Here is a 20,251-nt window from a genome sequence, read left to right as displayed (position 1 = left end):
GCCGCGAATCCCGCATCTACCGGCGGGGGTACGTTGTGAAGGTCAAAAGCGCAAATTCTGTCCAGTTCGCCGTTCTCGTTACCGCGATAGCAGAGAAGCTGGGGCTGAGCCTTTCGCAATCCCGGGAAGAAGCTGCTGGCACGGCAATCCGCCGGGTGATGGCCCGGCGCGGCATCGACGATCTCCGGCTCCTCCTTGAGCAGATCGACACAAACCAGAATTTGACAGACGAGCTCGTGGACGAGGTCACTGTTGGGGAAAGCTATTTCTTCCGCGGTCCTGCCCAGTTTGACTTCGTCAGACGCACGGTTCTTCCGCAATTGCGCCGGAGCCGATCTCAGGGCTTGCCGTTCCGGATGTGGAGCGCCGGCTGCGCGAAAGGGGAAGAACCCTACTCGCTTGCCATTCTCTGCGAAGAAGATGGCCTTACGGAAGATGCGCGGATAGCCGCATCCGATATATCCCGCAACGCGCTCGCCGACGCCATGAAGGGTGATTACAGCGAATGGTCTCTGAGAAATACGGACAAAATTCTGAAGGAAAGGTACTTTTCTAAGCACGGAGCGCGGTTTCGGCTGAAGAGTGATTTGGCGCGTCGGCTGAGCTTCACGCACCACACTCTTGGAGCCGACGCGCTTCCGGCACCTGATAAAGGTCTCTCCGATTTCGACCTGATCCTTTGCCGCAACGTGCTCGTCTATCTTGACGCGGCCGCAGTCCAGCGCATCGCGCTTCAGTTGTATGCCTGCCTGACGAAGGGAGGTTGGCTGCTGACCGCTCCAGCCGATCCCCCGCTTTGGAAGCATGCACCGTTCGAGACTTCGATCACATCTGCAGGCGTGGTTTATCGGCGTCCCTTGGAGGCCCCGCGGCAGGCCAACAACAGCCTCATCGCCGCTACCGGGCCTGTTTCAGCGCGCCGGGCAAAACGTGCGCTAAGCGAGATCCCGCCCACTCCGGGCCACTCCCCTCATGCGCCAGACTCGGCTCATGACGACCGGGCCAACTCGATTGCCCGCAAGATTCGGACCCTTCTGCGCCGGGGCGATATCCGCAGTGCCGCTCAGCTCGCGGAAGAAGCGATCGAAGCCCATCCCCTCTCGGCCGAATTGCACTACCTGCAGGGCCTCTCATTTCTGGGCGAGCGATCGACTGAAGAGGCTGCGGCCGCCTTGCGGCGCGTCATCTATCTGGACACAACGCTCGCGGCACCCCAGTTCTACCTAGGCGTCTGCCTCAAGGAGAGCGATGCGCCGGCAGCGCTGCATGCCTTCGAAACCGCGCTCTCACTTTGTCTTTCCCGACCGCCGCATGAACCCGTTTCGCTGTCCGATGAAGCGTCCGGACATCTTGTGGCGCTCGCCAGGCGGGAGATCGCGGACCTGTGGCGACGTTTGGAGGCGCAATGACCACCCACTCCAAAGCAGCTAACAACGTCATCGACTGGGCGGCCGTCAGGCGACGCATGTCAGCGGCAATCGAACAGACTGAGGCACTTCTGGAATCGGCTGAGCACGACGCTGGTGCAAGCGGCGAGCGGCACCCGTCCTTGCCCGGACCTGAGCCAGCGGCTGGCGAGGGCGAGCGCTTAGCGGGCGTCGTATCCTTCGTCCTTTCGGAGCGCCGATTCGCGGTAGATACACGTTATATTTGCGAGATCATTTCGAAAGCACGTGTCAGCCCACTTCCGGGCATGCCTGCCTATGTCTTCGGCCTTTATGATTTGCGCGGCCAATTGCTTCCAGTATTCGATCTGCGCGGTCTGCTCGAATTGCAACGGGATATTCCGGCGACTGCCGACTGGGCGGTTGTCTGCGGTGAAACGCAGCCCGAGTTCCTAATCCTGTCGGAGAGCATGCCGGAGGTAACGGAGCTCTCGCCGGAGGACATGCTCCCCGCACATGGCGACGGCAGCGACGGCGACTGGGGTCGCGCAATGACGAGCGATGGGACAGTGGTTCTCGACGGTGACCTCTTTCTTAACGACCCAAGGTTCTTTTTGGAGGGCGAGGAGATCGCCGCCGGCGACGCGAGGGAAAAGGATGAGCTTCAATGAGGTTCCCATGGGCGAGAGGCCTCTACGGCAAGCTGGGTTTTGCAATGCTGCTTTTCATGGCGGTATCCGCCCTCGTCGTCGGATCGAGCTTCGTAGCCTTGGAAAGGGTGCGCGCAGACCTCGCTGCCGCCGCCTCGCTCAGCAAGGAGCGCATCTTCTACCAGATGCTTTATCTGGCGGGACGCCTGCCCCGCCCCGAGGACCCGAATTGGGCAGCGGCCGTAGCGGAACTTCGTGACCTGATGCACCGCAATGAGCATATGCTCTCTAGACTGATCGATGGCGACAAATCCCTTGGGCTTCCGCCAGAGACCGACCCGAAAGCTCTTCAGCAGTTGGAGCAACTTCGGCAGCGCTGGCTGCAACAAGTGAGACCCGCTCTTGAGAGAACAACTGCCCAGACGCCGCCAAGCCAAGCCGCGCTCGACGAGCTCGACCGTCAGATCCGCACCTACGCAGCCGAAATCAACGAAAAGATCGACATGATCGAGCAGACGGCTGCGATCAGCCTAAAACGATCCCAGATGCTGCAGTTAGGCTTATCCGGGCTGGCCTTAACCCTGCTTGTTCTCGTCCTTCGGGTCGTCCGTCGTTTTGCCCTCCGCACGCGTGCTCTCGCTGGCGTGGCGGAAAAAGTCAGTGGCGGCGATCTGGCTCAGAAAGCTATCGTGGAGGGCCGCGACGAATTGGCGTTTCTTGGTTCGTCATTCAACGAGATGACGGCGAAGCTCGCCGGCATGATCGAGAACGAAAGGGCAGACCGAAAACACTTGGAGGAACTGCTCGCGACGATCTCGGAAACGGCGCAGCATCTTTCATCCTCGGCAGCCGAGATTCTGGCCGGAACGACGCAGCAGGTCGAGGGAATGCGCGAGCAATCCTCGGCCGTCGCCGAAACCGTAACCAGCGTCGACGAGGTGCTGCAAACGGCGGAACAGGCGGCGCAGCGCGCTCAGCAGGTGGCTGGCTCCTACGACACCGCCGTCAAGGTCAGTAGCGAAGGACGCAAGGCACTCGACGACACGGTCGTGGCAATGAATACGGTCAGCGCACGGACGGAAGCGATCGCCGGCGACATCCTGTCGCTCGTGGAAAACAGTGTGGAAATAGGCGAGATCGTCTCGGTTGTTGCGGAGATCGCCGATCAGACCAACCTCCTGGCGCTGAACGCCGCGATCGAGGCTTCCCGTGCCGGCGACCACGGCAGGGGCTTCAACGTCGTCGCCAGCGAGATCAGAACGCTTGCCGACCAGTCCAAATCCGCCACCACGAGAGTCCGGCGAATTCTGATGGAAATTCAAAAATCGACCAATGCCGCAGTCGTCGGCGCTGAGGAAGGAAATAAGAGCGTCGGCCGCGCCCTCGAGACGGTGAATGAAGCGGGTGAGACGATCCGGCAGTTGGAAGCGATTATCGCGGATTCAGCCCGCTCGGTTGCACAGATCGCAGCCTCGGCCGGCCAGCAGAAGGCAGGCATGAAGCAGATACACGACGCAATGCATTACATCGAACAGACGAGCAGCCAGAATCTCTCGGCGATCAGACAGGCAGAAGAGGCCGCTAAAGACCTCAACGAGCTTGGGTCGAGACTAAAGGAGATGCTCGCCGACCATGGCAATTGAGATGATGAAACCTGAAGAACTCGACCGTCAGCTGCTGGAAATGTTCACTCAAGAAGTGAGCGAACGAGCGTCCGAGATCGAACGTACACTGCTCACCCTCGAAGAGACCACGGTGCCGGACGAGAGGCGCAGTCTACAGGAACAGATCTTAAGGACAGTGCACAGCCTGAAAGGGGCCGCAGGTCTCGTTCAGGTGCGCGGCATCGAAACAATCTGCCACTGGATGGAAGAAGTGCTCTCGCGTGCCGCGAGGGAAGAGCTCGTCCTCGACAGACAGAAGCTCGACCTGCTGCTGGCGGCAACGGACGAGATCGCGGCTGCGGCCCGGCTCCTTTCGAAGGGCGAGATCCCCTCGCCGGCACATGCCGAGGGCGTACTTCTCAAGCTTCAGGCGGCAATTGCTTCGGGTGGTAATTCCGGCGGGGAAGACACGAAGCCGCCTCCCTCCTCGGTGGATCCGGTACCAGTTCGCTCAACTGACCTGGATGGTTCCATGCGGGTGTCCGCCGAACGGCTCGACATCCTATTGTACAGGAGCGGCGAATTGCTCGCTTGTGATGCGGTCGTTCGGCGACACGCCGAACAGGCTTCTTCTCTCAGAGAACAAGCAAGGAGGCTGCGCGCAGCGAAAAACCTATCGGCGGCTCAGGCCGCGAGTATCGAAAGCGGGCTACGCGAACTTGCTGCGTCGCTCCGCCAGGACGGAAGGCTGATGCATAGCGCTGTGTCGGCGCTTGATCAGGAGGTGCGGCGTGCACGCACGCAGCCCTTTTCCGAAGCCTGCAAGGGGCTCGACCGCATCGTCAGGGACATGGCGGCGGCATCGGGCAAGCAAGCAGAGCTTGTGATCAAGGGTGGCGAGATCGAGATCGACCGCTCTATCCTAGCGGGGTTACAGGATTCGCTGCGCCACCTTGTCCGAAACGCCATTGCCCATGGCGTCCAGTCTCCCGAGGAACGGCGGATCGCCGGTAAGCGGGAAAAGGGAAGAATTGTCCTCGCAGCCTCGGTGTCCGGCGATCGAGTGCAGGTCTTGGTTGAGGATGACGGCCGCGGATTGGATACGGCATCCCTATGGAAACTTGCCGACGAGGCCGGGTTATCAGTATGCGAAGACGAAGGGCAGCTTCTTCGAAGGGTCTTTGAGCCGGGCGTCTCCACGTCGACCACGGTCACCAGGCTGTCCGGTCGCGGCATGGGGCTCGATATCGTCAGAAACGCAGTCGAGGAAATGCGTGGTACTGCCGAAGTGGCGCAGGTGCCAGGCGGAGGCGCTGTCTTTACACTTACCTTGCCTCTCACGCTTGCAACCGTTCGCGCTTTGGAAGTGGTTGCCGCTGAACATGTTTTCGCGATTGACACCGCTTCTATTCAGCGCGTGATCCGGGTCTCCACCCAAGACCTTGCTGCATCGGCCGACAGGAGCATGACGACGGGTTCGATGCGCTACATCGACCTTGCCAGCTGGCTTGGACTACGGCCGGCTAGCCGCCGCCCTTCGATGGATGTCGTGCCGGCTGTGGTTATTGGGGCAGGAGAAATTCAAACGGCAGTTATCGTGGATAAAGTCGCGGGCGAACAGGAGCTTCTTGCGCGATCACTGGGGCGACGCCTCGCCAAAGTCCGCCGCTATAGCGGCGGCATGGTCCTGCCTGACGGCCGGATTGCGCTCCTTCTCAATGCCGCGGCCGTGGCGGAGGCCGCCATGGCTCACGGCGCAGAGCCGGAACCCTTTCCCCGACACGCGGGCAAGGCTGAACAGCGCAAAGTGCTCGTCGTCGACGACTCCAAATATATCCGAACGATGGTGAAGTTGATCCTCGAGGGGGCGGGCTACGATGTCGCATTGGCTGCAGACGGTGGCGAGGCGCTTAAGTACCTCTTGAATCATGGCGCCGACATTGTCGTCGCTGATGTCGATATGCCGAGGATGGACGGTTTCGAACTGACGCAGGCGATCAGAGGCTCCGACAGCCTTGCAAGCATGCCCGTGATACTTGTCACTGGGCGGGAAACGCCGGAGGACAAGGTGCGCGGCTTAAAGGCAGGAGCCAGTGCGTACCTGCCAAAAAACCAGTTTGATGCGCATCAGTTTTTGGAAATCATTCGCCAGGTCGCTTGAGGGAGCAATGGTTCGCGTTCTTCTGGTCACATGCAGGATCGATTTTCAGGAGCTCGTCGAAAAGGCAGTTCGTATCGACCCGGCTACGGAGCTCGTGGGCGTGGCAAGATGCGGTACCGAAGCGGTAACGATGGCGCGGGAACTTTCGCCCGATATCCTGACCATGGACCTGGAGCCCGGCGAGGACGACAGCGCCGAAACAATCAGGGAAATCATGATTTCAGCGCCAGTACCTATCGTGATGGTGTCACGGGAGGTGAGTTCAGATCTCGGAGCCGTATCCGCACGAGCTCTGGAAGGCGGCGCCCTGGCCGTCATTCCTGCGCCTCACCCGGTCCACGGGCGCCTTGAGAAGGCGGCGACGGAAAAGTTCCTGTCGACCATTAAAGCCATGGCGCAGGTGAAGGTCGTCAGGCAGTGGCGCAAGAAGGCAGACGCTATTCGCCCCGCCAGCGATAGCGGGCCGGGTCTCATCAACAGCCCGATCGGCATTGTCGGCATTGCTGCTTCGACCGGGGGCCCGGCGGCGATCCGCTCGATCTTGATGAAAGTGTCCGCCACCTTTCCTGCCCCTATTCTTATCGTTCAGCACATGTCCAACGGGTTCATCGACGGTGTTGCCGAGTCACTTGACGCAACACTGCCACTGAAGGTCAAGATCGCTGCGGACGGCGAACGTTTGAGGTCGGGCACCGTCTATCTCGCACCGGATGGACGCCAGCTCGGTGTCTCCGGCCGATCACGTATCCGCGTGGTTGATGACGCGCCCGTTGCCGGTTTCAAGCCGTCTGGATCATACCTATTCGGCTCGATTGGGCGTGCCTTCAAGGGCGAGTCCCTCGCCGTCGTTCTGACGGGCATGGGCGATGACGGAACGGAAGGCCTTCGTTTGCTGCGTGAGGCAGGAGGAAAGGCGATCGCCCAGGATGAGGAAAGTTCGATAGTCTTCGGAATGCCGAAATCCGCGATTGGCGCAGGTCTTATCGATTTCGTATTGCCGCTCGAGAGCATAGCCGAGAAGATCGTCGCCTTGGCAGGGGCCGAATAGAACGGCTCCTTTTCGACGATAAGTTTCAGCGCTTCAACAGCCGGAAATCACGACCACGCTTGTGGCAAGGCCGATCTCGATCGGCATACAGGCCGCGATGCCACCGAAACCGCCGAAGCTTGAAGATCGAAAAACGCCGATCATGCAGGCCATCCCGCATTGCTGGTGGCGTGCTGGGCGAAATCGCATGGCTGGCGCGGAAGTTTCGTTGCGACAGGAGACGGCGATGCCACGCGGGTGCACGAGGTGAGGACCGCTTTGCACCCTTTATGCGTCGGTTGCGGTTCTGCAATCGCTCTGATCGGGGTTTTACCAGCCTATCTTCCGGCCTCCCGACATAACTTGAAGATGGCCCCCATACACGACGCAGGCTGACCTTGTGGGGAAATGAAAAAGCAGTGCCCGCGGGGTTGCGGACACTGCTTGCGTATATTTTGGGGGACAGGGTTGCCCCCGGTGGGTGGGCGAACGTTTATCAATTCACAAAATGCTAAAATGTTCCTTATGCGAACGCTCTAGAGCGCTTTGCTATGCTTAAACGCGAGTTTTCGCTTTCCCTTTTCCGTTATTTCCACCCTTTCCGCCCTTTCCAGCGTTCCCACCCTTACCGCCCTTGCCACTGCCGGATTTTGCGATTGCATCGGATGTAAGGCTGGTTGAGAGCAGCATCGTCACCAAGGGAGGAGTGACCGCTGCGAAACGCCCGCAACTTTTCAGAAACTCACGCCGATCCTCATCGCTCCGCGAGGGCTGCAGCTCTGATTTTTCCTGATCCATAGAATCCTCCTCTGGTTGCCTAGGGCACAAGCTAACCCGATACCTACGTCTAAGTTGGCAACACCCGACGTATAATTTCGCGAGGCGCGGTCTGATGATAGATTTTAATCGCCTCATCTTCCCCTCCCTTTGTGGGTGAGGCGGAGAGCGCTCCAAAGCCAAGCTACCTCGACTTTGGAGCGCTCTCCGAAGTTGCTTCCGCTTTGACCGCCTCGCACCTTGAGGCGGTCCTTTTTTTGTTCCGGTGTGCGGCTGCCATCCAATAGCGTGACGGGTCGGTTGCGCTGCGGCTTTTTTTTCGTTTAGTCGACAAGCAACCGGCCGGCGCGCTGCTGGTGTTGGCGCAGGTGGTAACCGCGCCGGCCATAGGTGACTAGAAACCCAACTTGGCTAAAACTCGTTGCGCAGCCAGGACGCGTAACTCAGCCAGTCACGCTCGCCGCGGGTGTTGTTGCAGCGCTTGCATGGCCAGGTTGGATGGGTGGCCCGTACCGCCATCAGCGCGGCGACGCAGGTGTTCCAGTGTAGCTGTATATGGCCGCGCAGCATCGTATTTGTCGGTACGTCAGTACCACGTACTCGCCGCTAGCAGCAGCGCCCTTGCTGCTGCTAGAACAGAAGCCATTTGAAATACCTTACAGCGCGCGTGTCCATCGCTGCCCCAAATGGTCGCCGCCTTCACGGGGCGGCGCGGCGTTGAGTCAAAGACGCGAGAAAAAATGCAGCCTCTTCCTCGGTCCAGTACCAGCACTCGAGCAGTTTCAAAATATCGCTCCGAGATGGTCATAACGCGCCCTCGCCGTCGCTCCGGGCGCCTCATCAGAGTGTCGCATCGATCATCTGGTGCGCGTGCACGCCGCCGAGTGGGGCGCAGTCTGCTCCAAGAATTTCGATCACGTACTCATCCTCGCAGTCTAACAGCTGCGTGCGGCCCACAATGATGGCCAACTCGTTAGTGCATAGCAGAACAACGCGCTGGCCGATCTCAAATTCAAAGGCGTATTCGTGATTGACGAAGGGGGGAAACCACGTCTGGCGGGGTTGGCGTTCGGCTGCGCTCTGTAGATCGCGCTTGAACTGGCTTGTGGCCGCAGCTACGGCGATCGCAGCCCTGCTTCTATTTTTGCTGATCTCGGGCATTGCCGACATACCCTGCCGTGCTTGAGAGAACGACTGAAAAGCGTTTACCCTGCTGGTAATTTTTTGAAGAGGCGTACCGGAATCACGGAACCAGGCCTTCCTCTCTGATCAAACCGTAGATAACGTCTCTCCGTAGCTCTCTCTGGGCTACGTCTCCGCATCCAACGAAGGCAACTGGATGCGGACTTGCCCCGCCATCTTGCGGGGCTTTTTCGTGCCACCATGTCAGTAACCCTTTTGGGCGACTGCCCTAAGCCTTGACTGCAACGTGCGCTGTGAGACCCTTTAAGCTCCCGGTTGTAGTGCGCAGGGAATCAAATGATCTTCGACCATGATGTTGAGTTGGCGTTTGCTGCCGCCTGCGAAGAACTTGAGATGACGCGAGACGCGCTAATCCGCCTCATCATTCGCGAGTGGCTGGAGGGATACGGTTTTCTGCCTGTCCATGATTTGGATGAGGGCAGCGAAACGGAGGGGAGTGCATAGCGTCCGCCTGCCTGAGCATTTCGGACCCCATCATTAGGCGCATCTTCTCGAGTACAGTTCTTCCTGTGAATAGTTCGTTTATGTGGTCGCCTTCCATTCACTTCCCCAAAAATCGTCATTCGTCCAAAGAATACGGCGCCGCATCATCCGCCTTCTCCCTGATCCTCTTAAAGGACTGATGCCGCGACATTCCGTCCTACGTCCACGCCCATTCCTTGACTCAAACTTTCCCCTAATTTAGGCATTCCTCACATTGAAATGCGACTACGCACAACCAGAGGTATTTCATGGCTGTTGACTGGGCAACGACGCTGCGGGAGCAAAACGAGGTTGCGAGCATGTTCGCTCGGCAGCTTCCACTGATTATCGGCGCGCCCGATTTGACAATTCAGCAGGCTCAATCGCTTTACCAGACGGCTGAGCGGTCAGCCTCGGCAGTCGATCGAACAGTCGCAGAAATGAAAACCGCGAAAGTTGGCGGTGACTTGTTGGAAGCCGCTGAAGCACTCCAGGACTTATGGGCTCAACTGTCCTTAGCCTCATTCGACACCTTGCGGGAGGTGCAGCCTGACGCCCCCTAAATCAGTCAGGGTACTCCAGCTTAAGAATTTGACCGAGACAGCAGGTCGCCTACTTTATGCCGCCGATCGCGTTCCTTGAGCTTCCTGGGCTGTTTCTGCCTCTCTGGCGAGGCGCATGTATCGCCGCACGGTGTCGCAGCCATTCCGACAGGGGTATCGCGCCGCCGGCGTTCTGTAGCACCGCCTCTAGCATCGGCCGCCGCCACCGAGACGGAAGCCGCTTCGCGGCTCTATGTGGTCAACTATATCTGCTGCGGTGACGTCCTCAACCTCAAGGCAAAAGCGACATAGAGGCGAGGTCATCAGTTGCGCTTCGCGGAGACAATTCCATCGGCAGTAACATAGAGCTTGCGGTAGGCGGTTGCCTTGTCGCTGCGACGGTCGATCGTTGCGCCGCCTCCACCTGCCGGGCTTGCGCCTGCGTACTCGTGATACATTGAAGGAGACCGATACTAGAAGGAGCAGAAGCGCATGATTAGACTCGTGATCATCGGCGTCGTCGCAGTCATCGTCCTTATCTTCGCACTGGTATATCTGGTGCCAAAGTCCGAAGAACAAAGGGCCGAAACGCCTCCGGCAACAACAACAGGGCCGGCTCCGGCTGTAACTCCAACCACGCCACCTGCAACGACCGAACCTGCTCAATAACAAAAGAGGCCCGAAAGCAGAACCCCGCATCGCAGGGGAGCTGGGTCACCCTCGAGCAGTCCGGCAAGGAACTCCCTTGCTCACAATTACGTTCTCCATGAAAGATCATGGGAGAGAAAAATATGTTCGGACGCGATGACTACAGTACTCCCGAAAGGCGAGCGTCCACGGCATTCCCCGTCAGCGTTCTGCTCCTCGCGATATGCGCCATCTTCGCATACTTGGCGATCGGCGGCGCACTCTTGGAGGAAGGAGTTGACACGGCTGTCTACATCCCGCAGACGGCGGACACGAGCGGAAGCCGCTAGAGAACCGGAGCGGCCATCAGGATTGCCTGTCACGCTCCCAGCGTCCATGTGTATGGTTGCCGATGCTGCCACTTTCATGCCGTCGGCACGACACCTTATAACGCCCAATCAGCTTAGCTTCCCGGTTTATCGACGGGGCAAAAACAAGAAGCGGCAGGGAGCCGCCGTAGCCGCTCGACCTGCCGCTTGATCGCCGTCGCCGGAGGAGACGGCGTCAGGCAATAAGTAATACTTAGTTTATTTCTTGCTTAATTAGACTTTAGTAGCATAGTCTGACCGTCCACTGCCTGGGAGGAGCAAGATGGAGCATGTCGAAGCCGAAAAGCTTTCGAAGCACACCGTTACCGAGGTTTGGAACGTCCGCGAATTTTGTCAACAACATCAATTGGGTGAGAAAGAAGAGATCCGACTTCGTCGGCTATTCGGCCGGTTCGCCACAGCTTCCGAGCTGCAGCATAATGCCAAACGGCCACCGAGGTGGCGGTATTAGGGTTGGGTGATGAGGTCCCGCGTTCATCGCTGACGCGGGCTCGGTGCCAAATGAAGCTGCGCACCGAAAAAACAGACCCGGCTCTGAGGCCGGGTTAAATTTCTGATCTCTACAACCGTATACGCTATACTGCGCCACGAACGGGCACGGCGGGCTCAACTTTTTTATTGTCGTTCGCGGCCGCTAACGCTTTGGCGGCGTCGATGATCGCTGCCTTGCCGGCTCGATCTGCGTAAGCTTCGCTGTAGCCAAGGCGTAAGCCGATCGACTTCAACGTGCCGCGAGCAGCGACTTCTTCAACGACCGACGCGGCCTCGCCTCGTCGAACTTCCGGCGCTTCCCAGGCCTGCTCGACGCATTCCCGCTCGAGCGTGAAATTCCACCTAGGAAACCCGCCCCCTTCGCGACGGCGTCATCGCCTTTCGTTGCTGACGTTGGCAGCTCGTCGAAAGGTACGGAGCCATCGACGCCCAATTTGCAAAGCAGCTCGCGATTTGCTTCGACGTCGCTTTGCGGATCATACATGGGCGGGAGGACTGGTCTGTCGGACATGTTCCTCGGCAAGCTCGACGCGCGCATCGGCGAAGGCGTCGTCGCTTTTGTTTTCAGGTAGCGGTCAGGGCTGCGGTGCGATAAATTGCTGCATCCGCCAGCTTTGACGCGGTCCACTGGCCGAAGCCTGTGCCCCTGCTTGGTTGATCCCCATTCAACCAACCTACCGTCGCGGAATGTACGAATTAAGTATTTCTCCTTCCCTTGTGGGTTTTTCGGACGGTGCTGAAATAACGCGATGCAACGTCGCGTGGCTGTATGGGTCATTTGTCTTTGTTCATCTCAGACTAAGGTCCGATGAATGGAACCGTTTCGTTTCCCTTTCGTTAGGTGACGAAGCCAACGAAAGGATGAGACTATGAAGAAGCTTCTACTCATCGCGGCAACGGCCGCACTACTGGCCGGCTCCGCGGTCGCTCAGAACAATACCAACGAAGGCAAGGGCGGCACTGCTACCGGTATAGTCGGCGGTGCCGCGACCGGCGCCATTCTCGGCGGCCCGGTTGGCGCTGGAGTTGGCGCTGTGGTCGGTGGCGCACTTGGCGGGGCACTTGCACCGCCGCCTCCCGAGGTGGTCACTTACGTTCAGCAGCAACCGGCACCTCCGTCTGTGGTAGTTCAGCAGCCAGTTGTCGTCGGGAAACCGATTCCAGAGACAGTGGTGCTCACGCCGATTCCTGAATCTCCGAATTACGCATTCGCAGTCGTCAATGAGCAGCGGGTGATTGTTGAGCCTAAATCCCGCACGGTCGTTCAGGTGATTAACTGATCGGGTCCGATGGTAAAGGAAGACCCCGTGGCAACCGCTGCGGGGTTTTTTCGTGCCGCTGTGGCTCGGCGAGCCCTGCTCTGCCCAAAAAGGTTCATGAATTCACCACGTCTGCAAGCAAAGGCGCGAGATAGTAGCAAACCGAAGCCCGGTAGGTAGTCGGCCAATGCTGTGGCATCTCCGCCATGCCATTGCAGCGCCGTGTGCCGGCGTGCTGGTGTCTTTCGAAGGCTGTCATGATAGCCGGGCGATCATGAAGCTGGATCCAGCCGCGGCGAACCGGATCGATCGCCTCGACAGCGTCGTAAAACCTGCTTAGCGCTCGGCGTATCCGCGTCACGTCTTCGGACGTAGCTGCGATGTCGTGTTTTGCTGCAAATGCCTCTGCTTTGGTCATGGTGTTCTCCTCTGTTAATTGCCCAACTCGGTGCGTTCGATCCAATGCCATTCCCAGGTCCTGTGTGTTTCGCACCACACCATCGCGAGTTGTTCGTCACCTGATATTTCGTCGAGCTGGTCGACTTGCGACGTAGGGCGTGCTTGGTCCTTTTTCCGTTTTTCGTTTCGGTGAGTTCGATCGTGATGCTGTCCTCCTTCGCGCGCGTGTGATCGATGTGTGTTTTGGGGTCTCAAAAGACGTCTCGGAGGTATATCCCCACTCAAGTACTACTCGCTCTTATATGTATTATTGTTTTTATTGTATTTTTTAGATGAAAGGGTGGGTGAAAGACTGGGGGGAAGGGTGAGGTAAGGCCGGGGGAGATTTGTCGGTAGTTTTTCGCCTCCGCCGACTTTCCACCTAGTCTTTCCCCGGTCACGCCGCGGGCCTTTCCCCCAGCCCCTCACCCACTCTGTGCGGGATGATGGTGGCTCCGTCGGGCAGCGATTCTGCCGACCAAAACCGCACCCTGGCCTGACCACTATCCATCGTGAGCTTTGCGAGGTGGACTTCCCTCGCCTGCCGCAGCATGGCTAAAATGTCCTCCAGGCGGCGCTTATCGATCGAGCCCCTCAAGTTCTTGACGATGTCGCGCGTCGTTATGCCCGACTGTCCTCGCCGCGTAACCTGCTGACGAACCCGCAGATATTCCGCCGCCCGGTCATTGTCAGCGATATTGTCGTTGGCGCCCCGCAGGATGACCTGCAGACTATGCTCGGCAACCGCGTTGGCCCATGTCTGAATCTCCGAGGTAATAATTGGCTCCTTCGGATCACACCCCACTGCAACAATTAAAGCCAACCTGGCCGCATTTTCGCCGAAGCGATTCAAGATTGGCCGGTACTGTGGGTCGATTGTCTTTCTCATGCCGCGGATGCGATCGTCGAAGTCCTCGAATAGATCGTCGACGCCAGTTGCCCATTCCGCGCTCATAATGGGGCGGCCGTCCTGGGCTTGGATCAACTGCAGATCGAAGATTTGATTTCTGGCGTCACCTCAAGGCTGAACGCGGCTATCGCTCGGAAACCTTGCGGTGAAGCAGGATTGTGAAGGCGTCGCAGGTCTGCCACCTTCATTGACAGGCCCCTTCGACTTTACGAGTCACGGCAGCTAGTTTCTGCCACTGCTCAAAGATGCGGTCGCCTCGGCGGTTTTCCGGAAGATAGGCGTGCCAATCTTCGCCGTCGGGCACTTGCAGATCCGCTCGGATCCCGTCTTCGAACGCAGCTAATCTGGCTGCAGTGCACTCGGATTTGCGCAAAAATCCTCCTCTGCCGGCGCGCGGCCGGTCGTGCTGGTGTTCAACGATGCGTGGTTTAGATCATTAACCGGCGAAGCTCGCCGAGCGTCAAGGAATGACACTATATATAGTGAAAACAAGCGATTTTGGCCACACTCACCTATATATGCTGGTCCGCGGGCAAAACATTAAAGCTCCACACTCGACCAGAGACGCCGCTAAACAAAATCAAAGATTTGAGACAGCTTCGTATCCTTTTCCTCCTTCCGTTTCTCCCTTTGGTTTCAACCATCGGCGTCTCCGCCCTATAATTCAGGAGGATTTCGCGTTTGGAAGTACGTTTTGAACGATTTAGAAGCGCGTATAGCTCTGTTGGGCTATTTTGCCTTCAGCGTCTTGGTGGTAAATTAGTTGTTGCGAATATCTCCATCGCAAGCGGGCAATTGTTGGCAATGTTCAAACGAGATTTGCCCGTATATGTGCGCGTCAGTGCTACGCGCGCATAAAGATAAAATGGAGAGACAAAGAGCGAATGATGTAATTCAAGCTCTAGCCCGAATGACTTGTGATACCGCAAGCAATATGTCGGGTGAATTTTTGCTTTAGTCTTCATAAGTACTCGCGGCGGACGGAAGTCCGCCAATCTGACGATCGTGGGAGACCACGACAAAGCAGGGAGGGCGTAATGGATAGACTAAGACGCATTCTTACTCTTTCGACGGCGCTAGCGTTGATGGCGACATTCGCTGCCCCAATCACGCTAGATATTGCCAAAGCCGATGTCCAACGTGATGACAGTCGCAGTGACCGCGATGGCGACCGTGACCGCGACCGCGACCCTGACCGCGATAATGATCGCGACGATGATGATCGCGACGATGACGACGATGATCGTGATGATCATGATGATCACGATGATGATGATGATGACTAACGGCGATGGCCCCACGTGGTAATAGAAGGGCCTGGTTACCGCGGTGGTGACGCGTGCCTGGTAAGTAAATCCGGCAAAAGCGACGCCGATCGCTAACTTGCAGAACATTCGGGAGGGCGGTCGCTCACAGGAAGACGCCCTCCCGTTTCTCGTTGAACTCAGCTAATCCAATCTTGCCGCCGGCAAGCAGGGTCCCGACCGCAAGCTCGTTTCTAAGCACGAGTCGCTTATTTGATGCGAGTCGCCAGGGTCAGCAGGCAAGGCCCTTGAGGCGATCCGCGAGGCCGGACCAAGCCGCGAGGAGCGATGGAGTACCTTGCGAACAGATGAAAAGCAGTGCCCGCGGGGTTGCGGACACTGCTTGCGTATATTTTGGCGGACAGGGTTGCCCCCGGTGGGCGAACGTTTATCAATTCACAAAATGCTAAAATGTTCCTTATGCGAACGCTCTAGAGCGCTTTGTTATGCTTAAACGCGAGTTTTCGCTTTCCCTTTTCCGTTATTTCCACCCTTTCCGCCCTTTCCAGCGTTCCCACCCTTACCGCCCTTGCCACTGCCGGATTTTGCGATTGCATCGGATGTAAGGCTGGTTGAGAGCAGCATCGTCACCAAGGGAGGAGTGACCGCTGCGAAACGCCCGCAACTTTTCAGAAACTCACGCCGATCCTCATCGCTCCGCGAGGGCTGCAGCTCTGATTTTTCCTGATCCATAGAATCCTCCTCTGCTGCCTGGCATTCTACAGCACAACCTAATATGCCGCCATATACCCTTAGGGCTATGTACCGGCAGCGACGCTCGGCGTCAGCGGCGGTCCGATAACGATGAAGAGAACAGATCTTCTCGCGGTAAGTCGCGACCAAAGAACCCCGGAAAATCCGCTTGAACTGCTTGGTTTCCTGGCGACGGCGATACCCTTGCCAAGCTGGAGGAGGGCCAATGTGCGAGCGTATTTATGTCAAGACCAATTTGGACGGGCTGCTGCGAGAGTCCGCTTTTGCGCAGCGACAAGGCGTCGAGGGGCTGATCCTGTCAGGGCTCGCATTCGCGCCTTTTAAGTTTGCGGCGCCGCGTGTTAGAAATCCACGCGCGGCCCGCGCACCGCGCCAGCTTATTGAACGCCCGCGATCTGAATAGCCGCGGGCGTTATGATCACCGCGAAGAGGACGGGCAGGAAGAACAGGATCATCGGTACGGTCAGCTTGGGTGGGAGGCCAGCTGCCTTCTTCTCCGCCTCGCTCATGCGCATATCGCGGTTCTCTTGCGCCATTACGCGGAGCGCCTGGCCGAGAGGCGTGCCATATTTCTCTGCCTGAATGAGGCTGGTAACGACCGCGCGAACACCCTCGACGCCAGTCCTGCGTCCCAGGTTTTCGTAGGCCTGGCGTCGGTCCTGGAGATAGGAAAGCTCCGCCGTCGTCAGCAGCATTTCCTCCGCGATTTCCGGCGATTGTGCACCAATTTCCTCGCCCACCTTACGGAAGGCACTTTCAATGCCCATGCCGGCCTCGACGGTGATCAACAGAAGGTCCAGCGCCTCCGGCCACGAGCGGCGGATCGCCTTCTGGCGCTTCGTGATTCTGTTCCTGACGAATATCGCCGGTGCAAAATATCCGAGCGAACCAAGCGCGGCTGCAATTGCCGTTACGCCCAACAACGGCGCCTCCGGCCTGACAACGAGCAGAATATAGACCAGACAGGCGACGAAGATCACAAGGGGAGCTATCAGGCGCACCGCGAGAAAGCTCGTCACGGGTGCTTGGCCGCGATAGCCGGCCATCTGCAATTTGTGGATGATTTCGCCGTCCTCGGCCTGCTTGGCGAGGTTGAAGCGATCCACGATCGCCTGGAACAGACGCTTGGGCTCGACGCGGAGCGATACGTTGCGCTTCTCTGCATTGAGTCGGCTGCGCTCGCGCTGGCGAATGCGCTCGCGCTCGGTCTCCACCTTGGCCATGCGCTCCGCCAGCGTGTTGCGGAAGATGTAGGGCCAAGAAACGGCAACGACGGCGGAAAAGACGGCAAAGCCGGCCATCATGGCTGAAAGCTGATCCGCATCAGGAATGTAGGCGCCGAGGTTCATGTTGTTTCTCAGAAATCGAAGTTGATCATTTTGCGCATGATGAACGTGCCGATGCTCATCCATAGGGCGCAGCCGCCAAGAACGATCTTTCCGATCAGCGTCGTGAAGAGAAGCGCAATGTAATCGGGGCTCGTGAGGTACACGGCACCGGCGACAAAGAACGGCAAAGCGCCGATGATGCCAGCGGAGGACTTCGCCTCCGCGCTCATGGCCTTGATCTTGCCCGCCATTTTCTTGCGCTCCCGGAGCACCTTCGACAGATTTCCAAGCGCTTCGGCGAGGCTGCCACCGGTGCGGCTTTGAATTGCGATAACGATGGCGAAGAAATTTGCCTCCGGCAGCGGTATACGTTCACACATGCGCTGCACGGCCTCGTCGACCGGAATGCCCAGCGTCTGGTCCTGAGCAATGGTGACGAACTCGCCTTTGACCGGCTCTTGCGCTTCCGCCGCAATCACCCTCAGGCAATCCGTCATCGGCAAACCTGCCTTGAGCCCTCGTACGATCACATCGACCGCGTTCGGAAACTCGGCGCCGAAGCGCTTGAAGCGTGCCTTGCGCTTCGCGTTCACATAGATATACGGCAGAAGCAATGCGCCCGCGATGGCAAAGCCTAGCGTGGCGAACGTTCCAAGCCCCAGAAGCAGCGTAACGGCGTAGGTTGCCAACCCGGCGCCTGCGCAAGCGAGACAGTAAGTCCGGAGCGACCAGCCGAGGCCGGCCTGACGGAGCCTAACGCTCAGCCGCGGCTTGCTCCCCTGCCGGGTATTTGCCTTTTGCTTGTCTTCTATCTCGCGCAGCGTCTTTTCCACCGAACGACGGCGGTCACGCCCCTCCTCATCACTCTTCGGCTTGCTTTCGGTGCGCGCTGCGACGCGCTCGAACCTTTGCCGGTAGGGGCTGGCTTTGGCAGCTCGTGGATAGAAGACAGCAAGCAGCGCGCCGCCAACTGATGTCGATGCCAGAAGGAACACGAACACGGGAAGCAGTGAAGAACTCAGCATTGCATTCTACCTGTGTCAGGATGCGGCGTGGAGGTCCGGTGATTTCACTTGAAAGCAGGGGTGCGCTAGGCCGCGACCTTTGTCTCCGCGGCGTCAAGAGCGGCAGCCAGCCGCGCTTCTTCGCCGTAGTAGCGCGCGCGGTCCCAAAAGGCCGGGCGACCAATGCCGGTGGAACGATGTCGTCCGATGATGTTGCCCTTCGAATCCTCTCCGAGGAGGTCGTAGACGAAGAGATCCTGTGTCGTCACGACATCACCTTCCATACCGAGGACTTCAGTGATGTGAGTGATGCGGCGAGAACCATCGCGCAGGCGCGCCGCCTGAACGATCACGTCGACCGATGAAACGAGCATCTCGCGGATAGCCTTGCCCGGCAGCGAATGCCCGCCCATCGTGATCATCGCCTCAATGCGCGAGATCGCCTCGCGCGGCGAGTTGGCGTGGAGCGTCCCCATCGAACCGTCATGGCCAGTGTTCATCGCCTGCAGCAAGTCGAAGGCCTCCGGCCCACGCACCTCGCCGACGATGATCCGCTCCGGCCGCATGCGCAGGCAGTTCTTGACCAAGCTGCGCATTGTGATTTCACCTTGCCCTTCGATATTCGGCGGCCGGGTCTCGAGGCGTACGACATGCGGCTGTTGCAGCTGAAGCTCTGCGGCGTCTTCGCAGGTGATGATGCGCTCGCCGTGGTCGATATATCCCGTGAGGCAGTTCAATAGCGTCGTTTTGCCGGAGCCCGTGCCGCCTGAAATGAGTACATTGCAGCGTACGCGGCCAATGATCTTGAGGATCTCGGCACCCTCCGGCGAAATCGAGCCGAACCGCACCAGCTGATCGAGGTTCAGCTTCTCCTTCTTGAACTTGCGGATCGTCAGGCTAGGCCCGTCGATCGCCAGCGGAGGCGCGATGACGTTGACACGCGAGCCATCGGCCAGGCGGGCGTCACAAATCGGGCTCGATTCATCGACGCGCCGGCCGACCTGGCTGACGATGCGTTGGCAGATGTTCAAGAGCTGCTCGTTGTCACGGAAGCGGACTCCCGTTTCCTGCACTTTTCCGCCCACCTCGATGAAGACGTGGTTTGCGCCATTCACCATGATGTCGGCGATGTCGTCGCGGGCAAGCAGGGGTTCGAGAGGGCCATAACCTAGAATGTCGTTGCAGATGTCGGAGAGAAGGTCGTTCTGCTCGGCCATGGAAATGCCGGCCTTCTTGGCCGCGACGATATCGTTGATGATCGCACCAATTTCCTTGCGCGCCTGCTCGCCGTCCATGATCGAGAGTGCGGCAACGTCGATGGTGGCGATGAGCGCGCTGAAGATTTCCTTCTTCAGGCTGTAATATTGCTCTGCCCTTTCAGGCTTTGCGGCCGTTGACACTTCGGCAATCTTCTGCGGCTGGATCACTACGGGGGCGGTTTTCGGCTCCATTGCCGGCTGCGGCTCGGCAGCAGTTTCAAGAGGCTTTTCTTCCAATATGGATTTCTTGCCGAACATCGACTTCACCTTGCCTACCGTATGTCAGGCTACTTTCCGGGCGGCGAATAAGATTGCGGAGGGGATCCTCCGCAATCTTGCAGCGGATTAGACAGCCAACTTTAGCTTCGCAGAGATTCTTCCGAACAGGCCGGAAATATCGGTACCGACAGCGCCCGCAGCCGTAATGATGCCAACTGCGATCAAACCGGCGATCAGGCTGTATTCGATGGCGGTTGCACCGGATTCGTTGCGGAAAAAGCGGGTAACAAGATTTTTCATGGTTTCGATCCTTTGGGTTCAGGTTATGCCGACACCAAGCAGGATCGGCATCACAGGCGGGTCGGTGTGTTGCTCGCTTCCCGTGTGCTGTGTGGCCTTCATATAGACTTTATTAACCCTTTTGATCCATTCAGCCTGATGGCCGATACCCCTTCCGGATAGGATTAGCCTGTTGGCCTAGTCCGATCGTCCACGCC

20 protein-coding genes are annotated in these 20,251 nt (G+C 58.4%); 10 read left to right on the top strand and 10 right to left on the bottom strand.

All coding sequences use genetic code 11. The features are described from left to right. Positions 1-35 precede the first annotated feature (35 nt). The 5 genes from PYH37_RS02035 to PYH37_RS02015 are packed head-to-tail and all read left to right on the top strand — an operon-like array spanning position 36 to position 6,848. The gene (locus PYH37_RS02035) at positions 36-1,409 is read left to right on the top strand and encodes a CheR family methyltransferase (RefSeq protein WP_280731802.1); all 1,374 of its coding nucleotides are present in this window, start codon (positions 36-38) and stop codon (positions 1,407-1,409) included. Beyond that, the gene (locus tag PYH37_RS02030) at positions 1,406-2,056 is read left to right on the top strand and encodes a chemotaxis protein CheW (protein ID WP_280731801.1); all 651 of its coding nucleotides are present in this window, start codon (positions 1,406-1,408) and stop codon (positions 2,054-2,056) included. Before PYH37_RS02035 ends, PYH37_RS02030 begins: the two co-directional genes overlap by 4 nt. Continuing rightward, positions 2,053-3,678, top strand: coding sequence for a HAMP domain-containing methyl-accepting chemotaxis protein (locus tag PYH37_RS02025; RefSeq protein ID WP_280731800.1), 1,626 nt, complete (start codon positions 2,053-2,055; stop codon positions 3,676-3,678). The genes PYH37_RS02030 and PYH37_RS02025 overlap by 4 nt, the downstream gene beginning before the upstream one ends. Before the next feature lies 1 nt (position 3,679). Then, on the top strand, positions 3,680-5,800 hold the full coding sequence (locus PYH37_RS02020; protein ID WP_280732500.1) for a hybrid sensor histidine kinase/response regulator: 2,121 nt from the start codon (positions 3,680-3,682) through the stop codon (positions 5,798-5,800). Between the two features lie 7 nt (positions 5,801-5,807). Continuing rightward, a complete protein-coding gene (locus tag PYH37_RS02015; RefSeq protein WP_280731799.1) occupies positions 5,808-6,848 on the top strand; it encodes a chemotaxis protein CheB in 1,041 nt (346 codons plus the stop codon). Between the two features lie 534 nt (positions 6,849-7,382). On the opposite strand, the gene PYH37_RS02010 is transcribed toward PYH37_RS02015, so the two are convergent. Continuing rightward, positions 7,383-7,625 (bottom strand): hypothetical protein, encoded by a 243-nt coding sequence (locus PYH37_RS02010; RefSeq protein ID WP_280731788.1) that lies wholly within the window; start codon positions 7,623-7,625, stop codon positions 7,383-7,385. Positions 7,626-8,444: 819 nt separating this feature from the next. After that, positions 8,445-8,765: a hypothetical protein gene (locus PYH37_RS02005; protein ID WP_280731798.1), complete on the bottom strand. Its 321-nt coding sequence runs from the start codon at positions 8,763-8,765 to the stop codon at positions 8,445-8,447. A gap of 318 nt (positions 8,766-9,083) precedes the next feature. On the opposite strand from PYH37_RS02005, the gene PYH37_RS02000 reads away from it, so the two are divergent. The 5 genes from PYH37_RS02000 to PYH37_RS01980 all read left to right on the top strand — a co-directional run bounded on the left by PYH37_RS02000 (position 9,084) and on the right by PYH37_RS01980 (position 12,599). Then, positions 9,084-9,251: a hypothetical protein gene (locus PYH37_RS02000; protein WP_280731797.1), complete on the top strand. Its 168-nt coding sequence runs from the start codon at positions 9,084-9,086 to the stop codon at positions 9,249-9,251. A 287-nt stretch (positions 9,252-9,538) separates the two neighbouring features. Then, positions 9,539-9,832, top strand: coding sequence for a hypothetical protein (locus PYH37_RS01995; RefSeq protein ID WP_280731796.1), 294 nt, complete (start codon positions 9,539-9,541; stop codon positions 9,830-9,832). A 770-nt stretch (positions 9,833-10,602) separates the two neighbouring features. After that, positions 10,603-10,788 (top strand): hypothetical protein, encoded by a 186-nt coding sequence (locus PYH37_RS01990; RefSeq protein WP_280731795.1) that lies wholly within the window; start codon positions 10,603-10,605, stop codon positions 10,786-10,788. Between the two features lie 301 nt (positions 10,789-11,089). Further along, complete coding sequence (locus PYH37_RS01985; RefSeq protein WP_280731794.1) at positions 11,090-11,278, top strand: hypothetical protein; 189 nt, start codon at positions 11,090-11,092, stop codon at positions 11,276-11,278. A gap of 910 nt (positions 11,279-12,188) precedes the next feature. Further along, entirely contained in the window at positions 12,189-12,599 is a 411-nt protein-coding gene (locus tag PYH37_RS01980) for a DUF1236 domain-containing protein (protein ID WP_280731793.1), read from the top strand. A gap of 94 nt (positions 12,600-12,693) precedes the next feature. Here PYH37_RS01980 and PYH37_RS01975 read toward each other — a convergent pair whose 3' ends face one another. From PYH37_RS01975 to PYH37_RS01940, 8 genes are all read right to left on the bottom strand, one after another. Next, positions 12,694-12,996, bottom strand: a complete 303-nt coding sequence (locus PYH37_RS01975; protein ID WP_280731792.1) for a hypothetical protein — start codon at positions 12,994-12,996, stop codon at positions 12,694-12,696. A gap of 417 nt (positions 12,997-13,413) precedes the next feature. Further along, positions 13,414-13,971 carry a hypothetical protein gene (locus PYH37_RS01970; protein ID WP_280731790.1) on the bottom strand — a complete coding sequence of 186 codons (558 nt, stop codon included), beginning with the start codon at positions 13,969-13,971 and terminating at the stop codon, positions 13,414-13,416. 1,067 nt (positions 13,972-15,038) lie between these two features. Next, a complete protein-coding gene (locus PYH37_RS01965) occupies positions 15,039-15,320 on the bottom strand; it encodes a hypothetical protein (RefSeq protein WP_280731789.1) in 282 nt (93 codons plus the stop codon). A gap of 360 nt (positions 15,321-15,680) precedes the next feature. Then, complete coding sequence (locus PYH37_RS01960; protein ID WP_280731788.1) at positions 15,681-15,923, bottom strand: hypothetical protein; 243 nt, start codon at positions 15,921-15,923, stop codon at positions 15,681-15,683. 398 nt (positions 15,924-16,321) lie between these two features. After that, positions 16,322-17,293, bottom strand: coding sequence for a type II secretion system F family protein (locus tag PYH37_RS01955; RefSeq protein WP_280731787.1), 972 nt, complete (start codon positions 17,291-17,293; stop codon positions 16,322-16,324). 8 nt (positions 17,294-17,301) lie between these two features. Next, positions 17,302-18,297 (bottom strand): type II secretion system F family protein, encoded by a 996-nt coding sequence (locus PYH37_RS01950; RefSeq protein ID WP_280731786.1) that lies wholly within the window; start codon positions 18,295-18,297, stop codon positions 17,302-17,304. A gap of 65 nt (positions 18,298-18,362) precedes the next feature. Beyond that, positions 18,363-19,793: a TadA family conjugal transfer-associated ATPase gene (locus PYH37_RS01945; protein ID WP_280731785.1), complete on the bottom strand. Its 1,431-nt coding sequence runs from the start codon at positions 19,791-19,793 to the stop codon at positions 18,363-18,365. Positions 19,794-19,880: 87 nt separating this feature from the next. Further along, positions 19,881-20,054 carry a Flp family type IVb pilin gene (locus PYH37_RS01940; protein ID WP_280731784.1) on the bottom strand — a complete coding sequence of 58 codons (174 nt, stop codon included), beginning with the start codon at positions 20,052-20,054 and terminating at the stop codon, positions 19,881-19,883. Positions 20,055-20,251 lie beyond the last annotated feature (197 nt).

It is taken from the genome of Sinorhizobium numidicum, assembly GCF_029892045.1.
GTDB lineage: Bacteria > Pseudomonadota > Alphaproteobacteria > Rhizobiales > Rhizobiaceae > Sinorhizobium > Sinorhizobium numidicum.
Note: the sequence above shows the minus strand (reverse complement) of the source record. Positions and strands in the feature narration are given on the sequence as shown.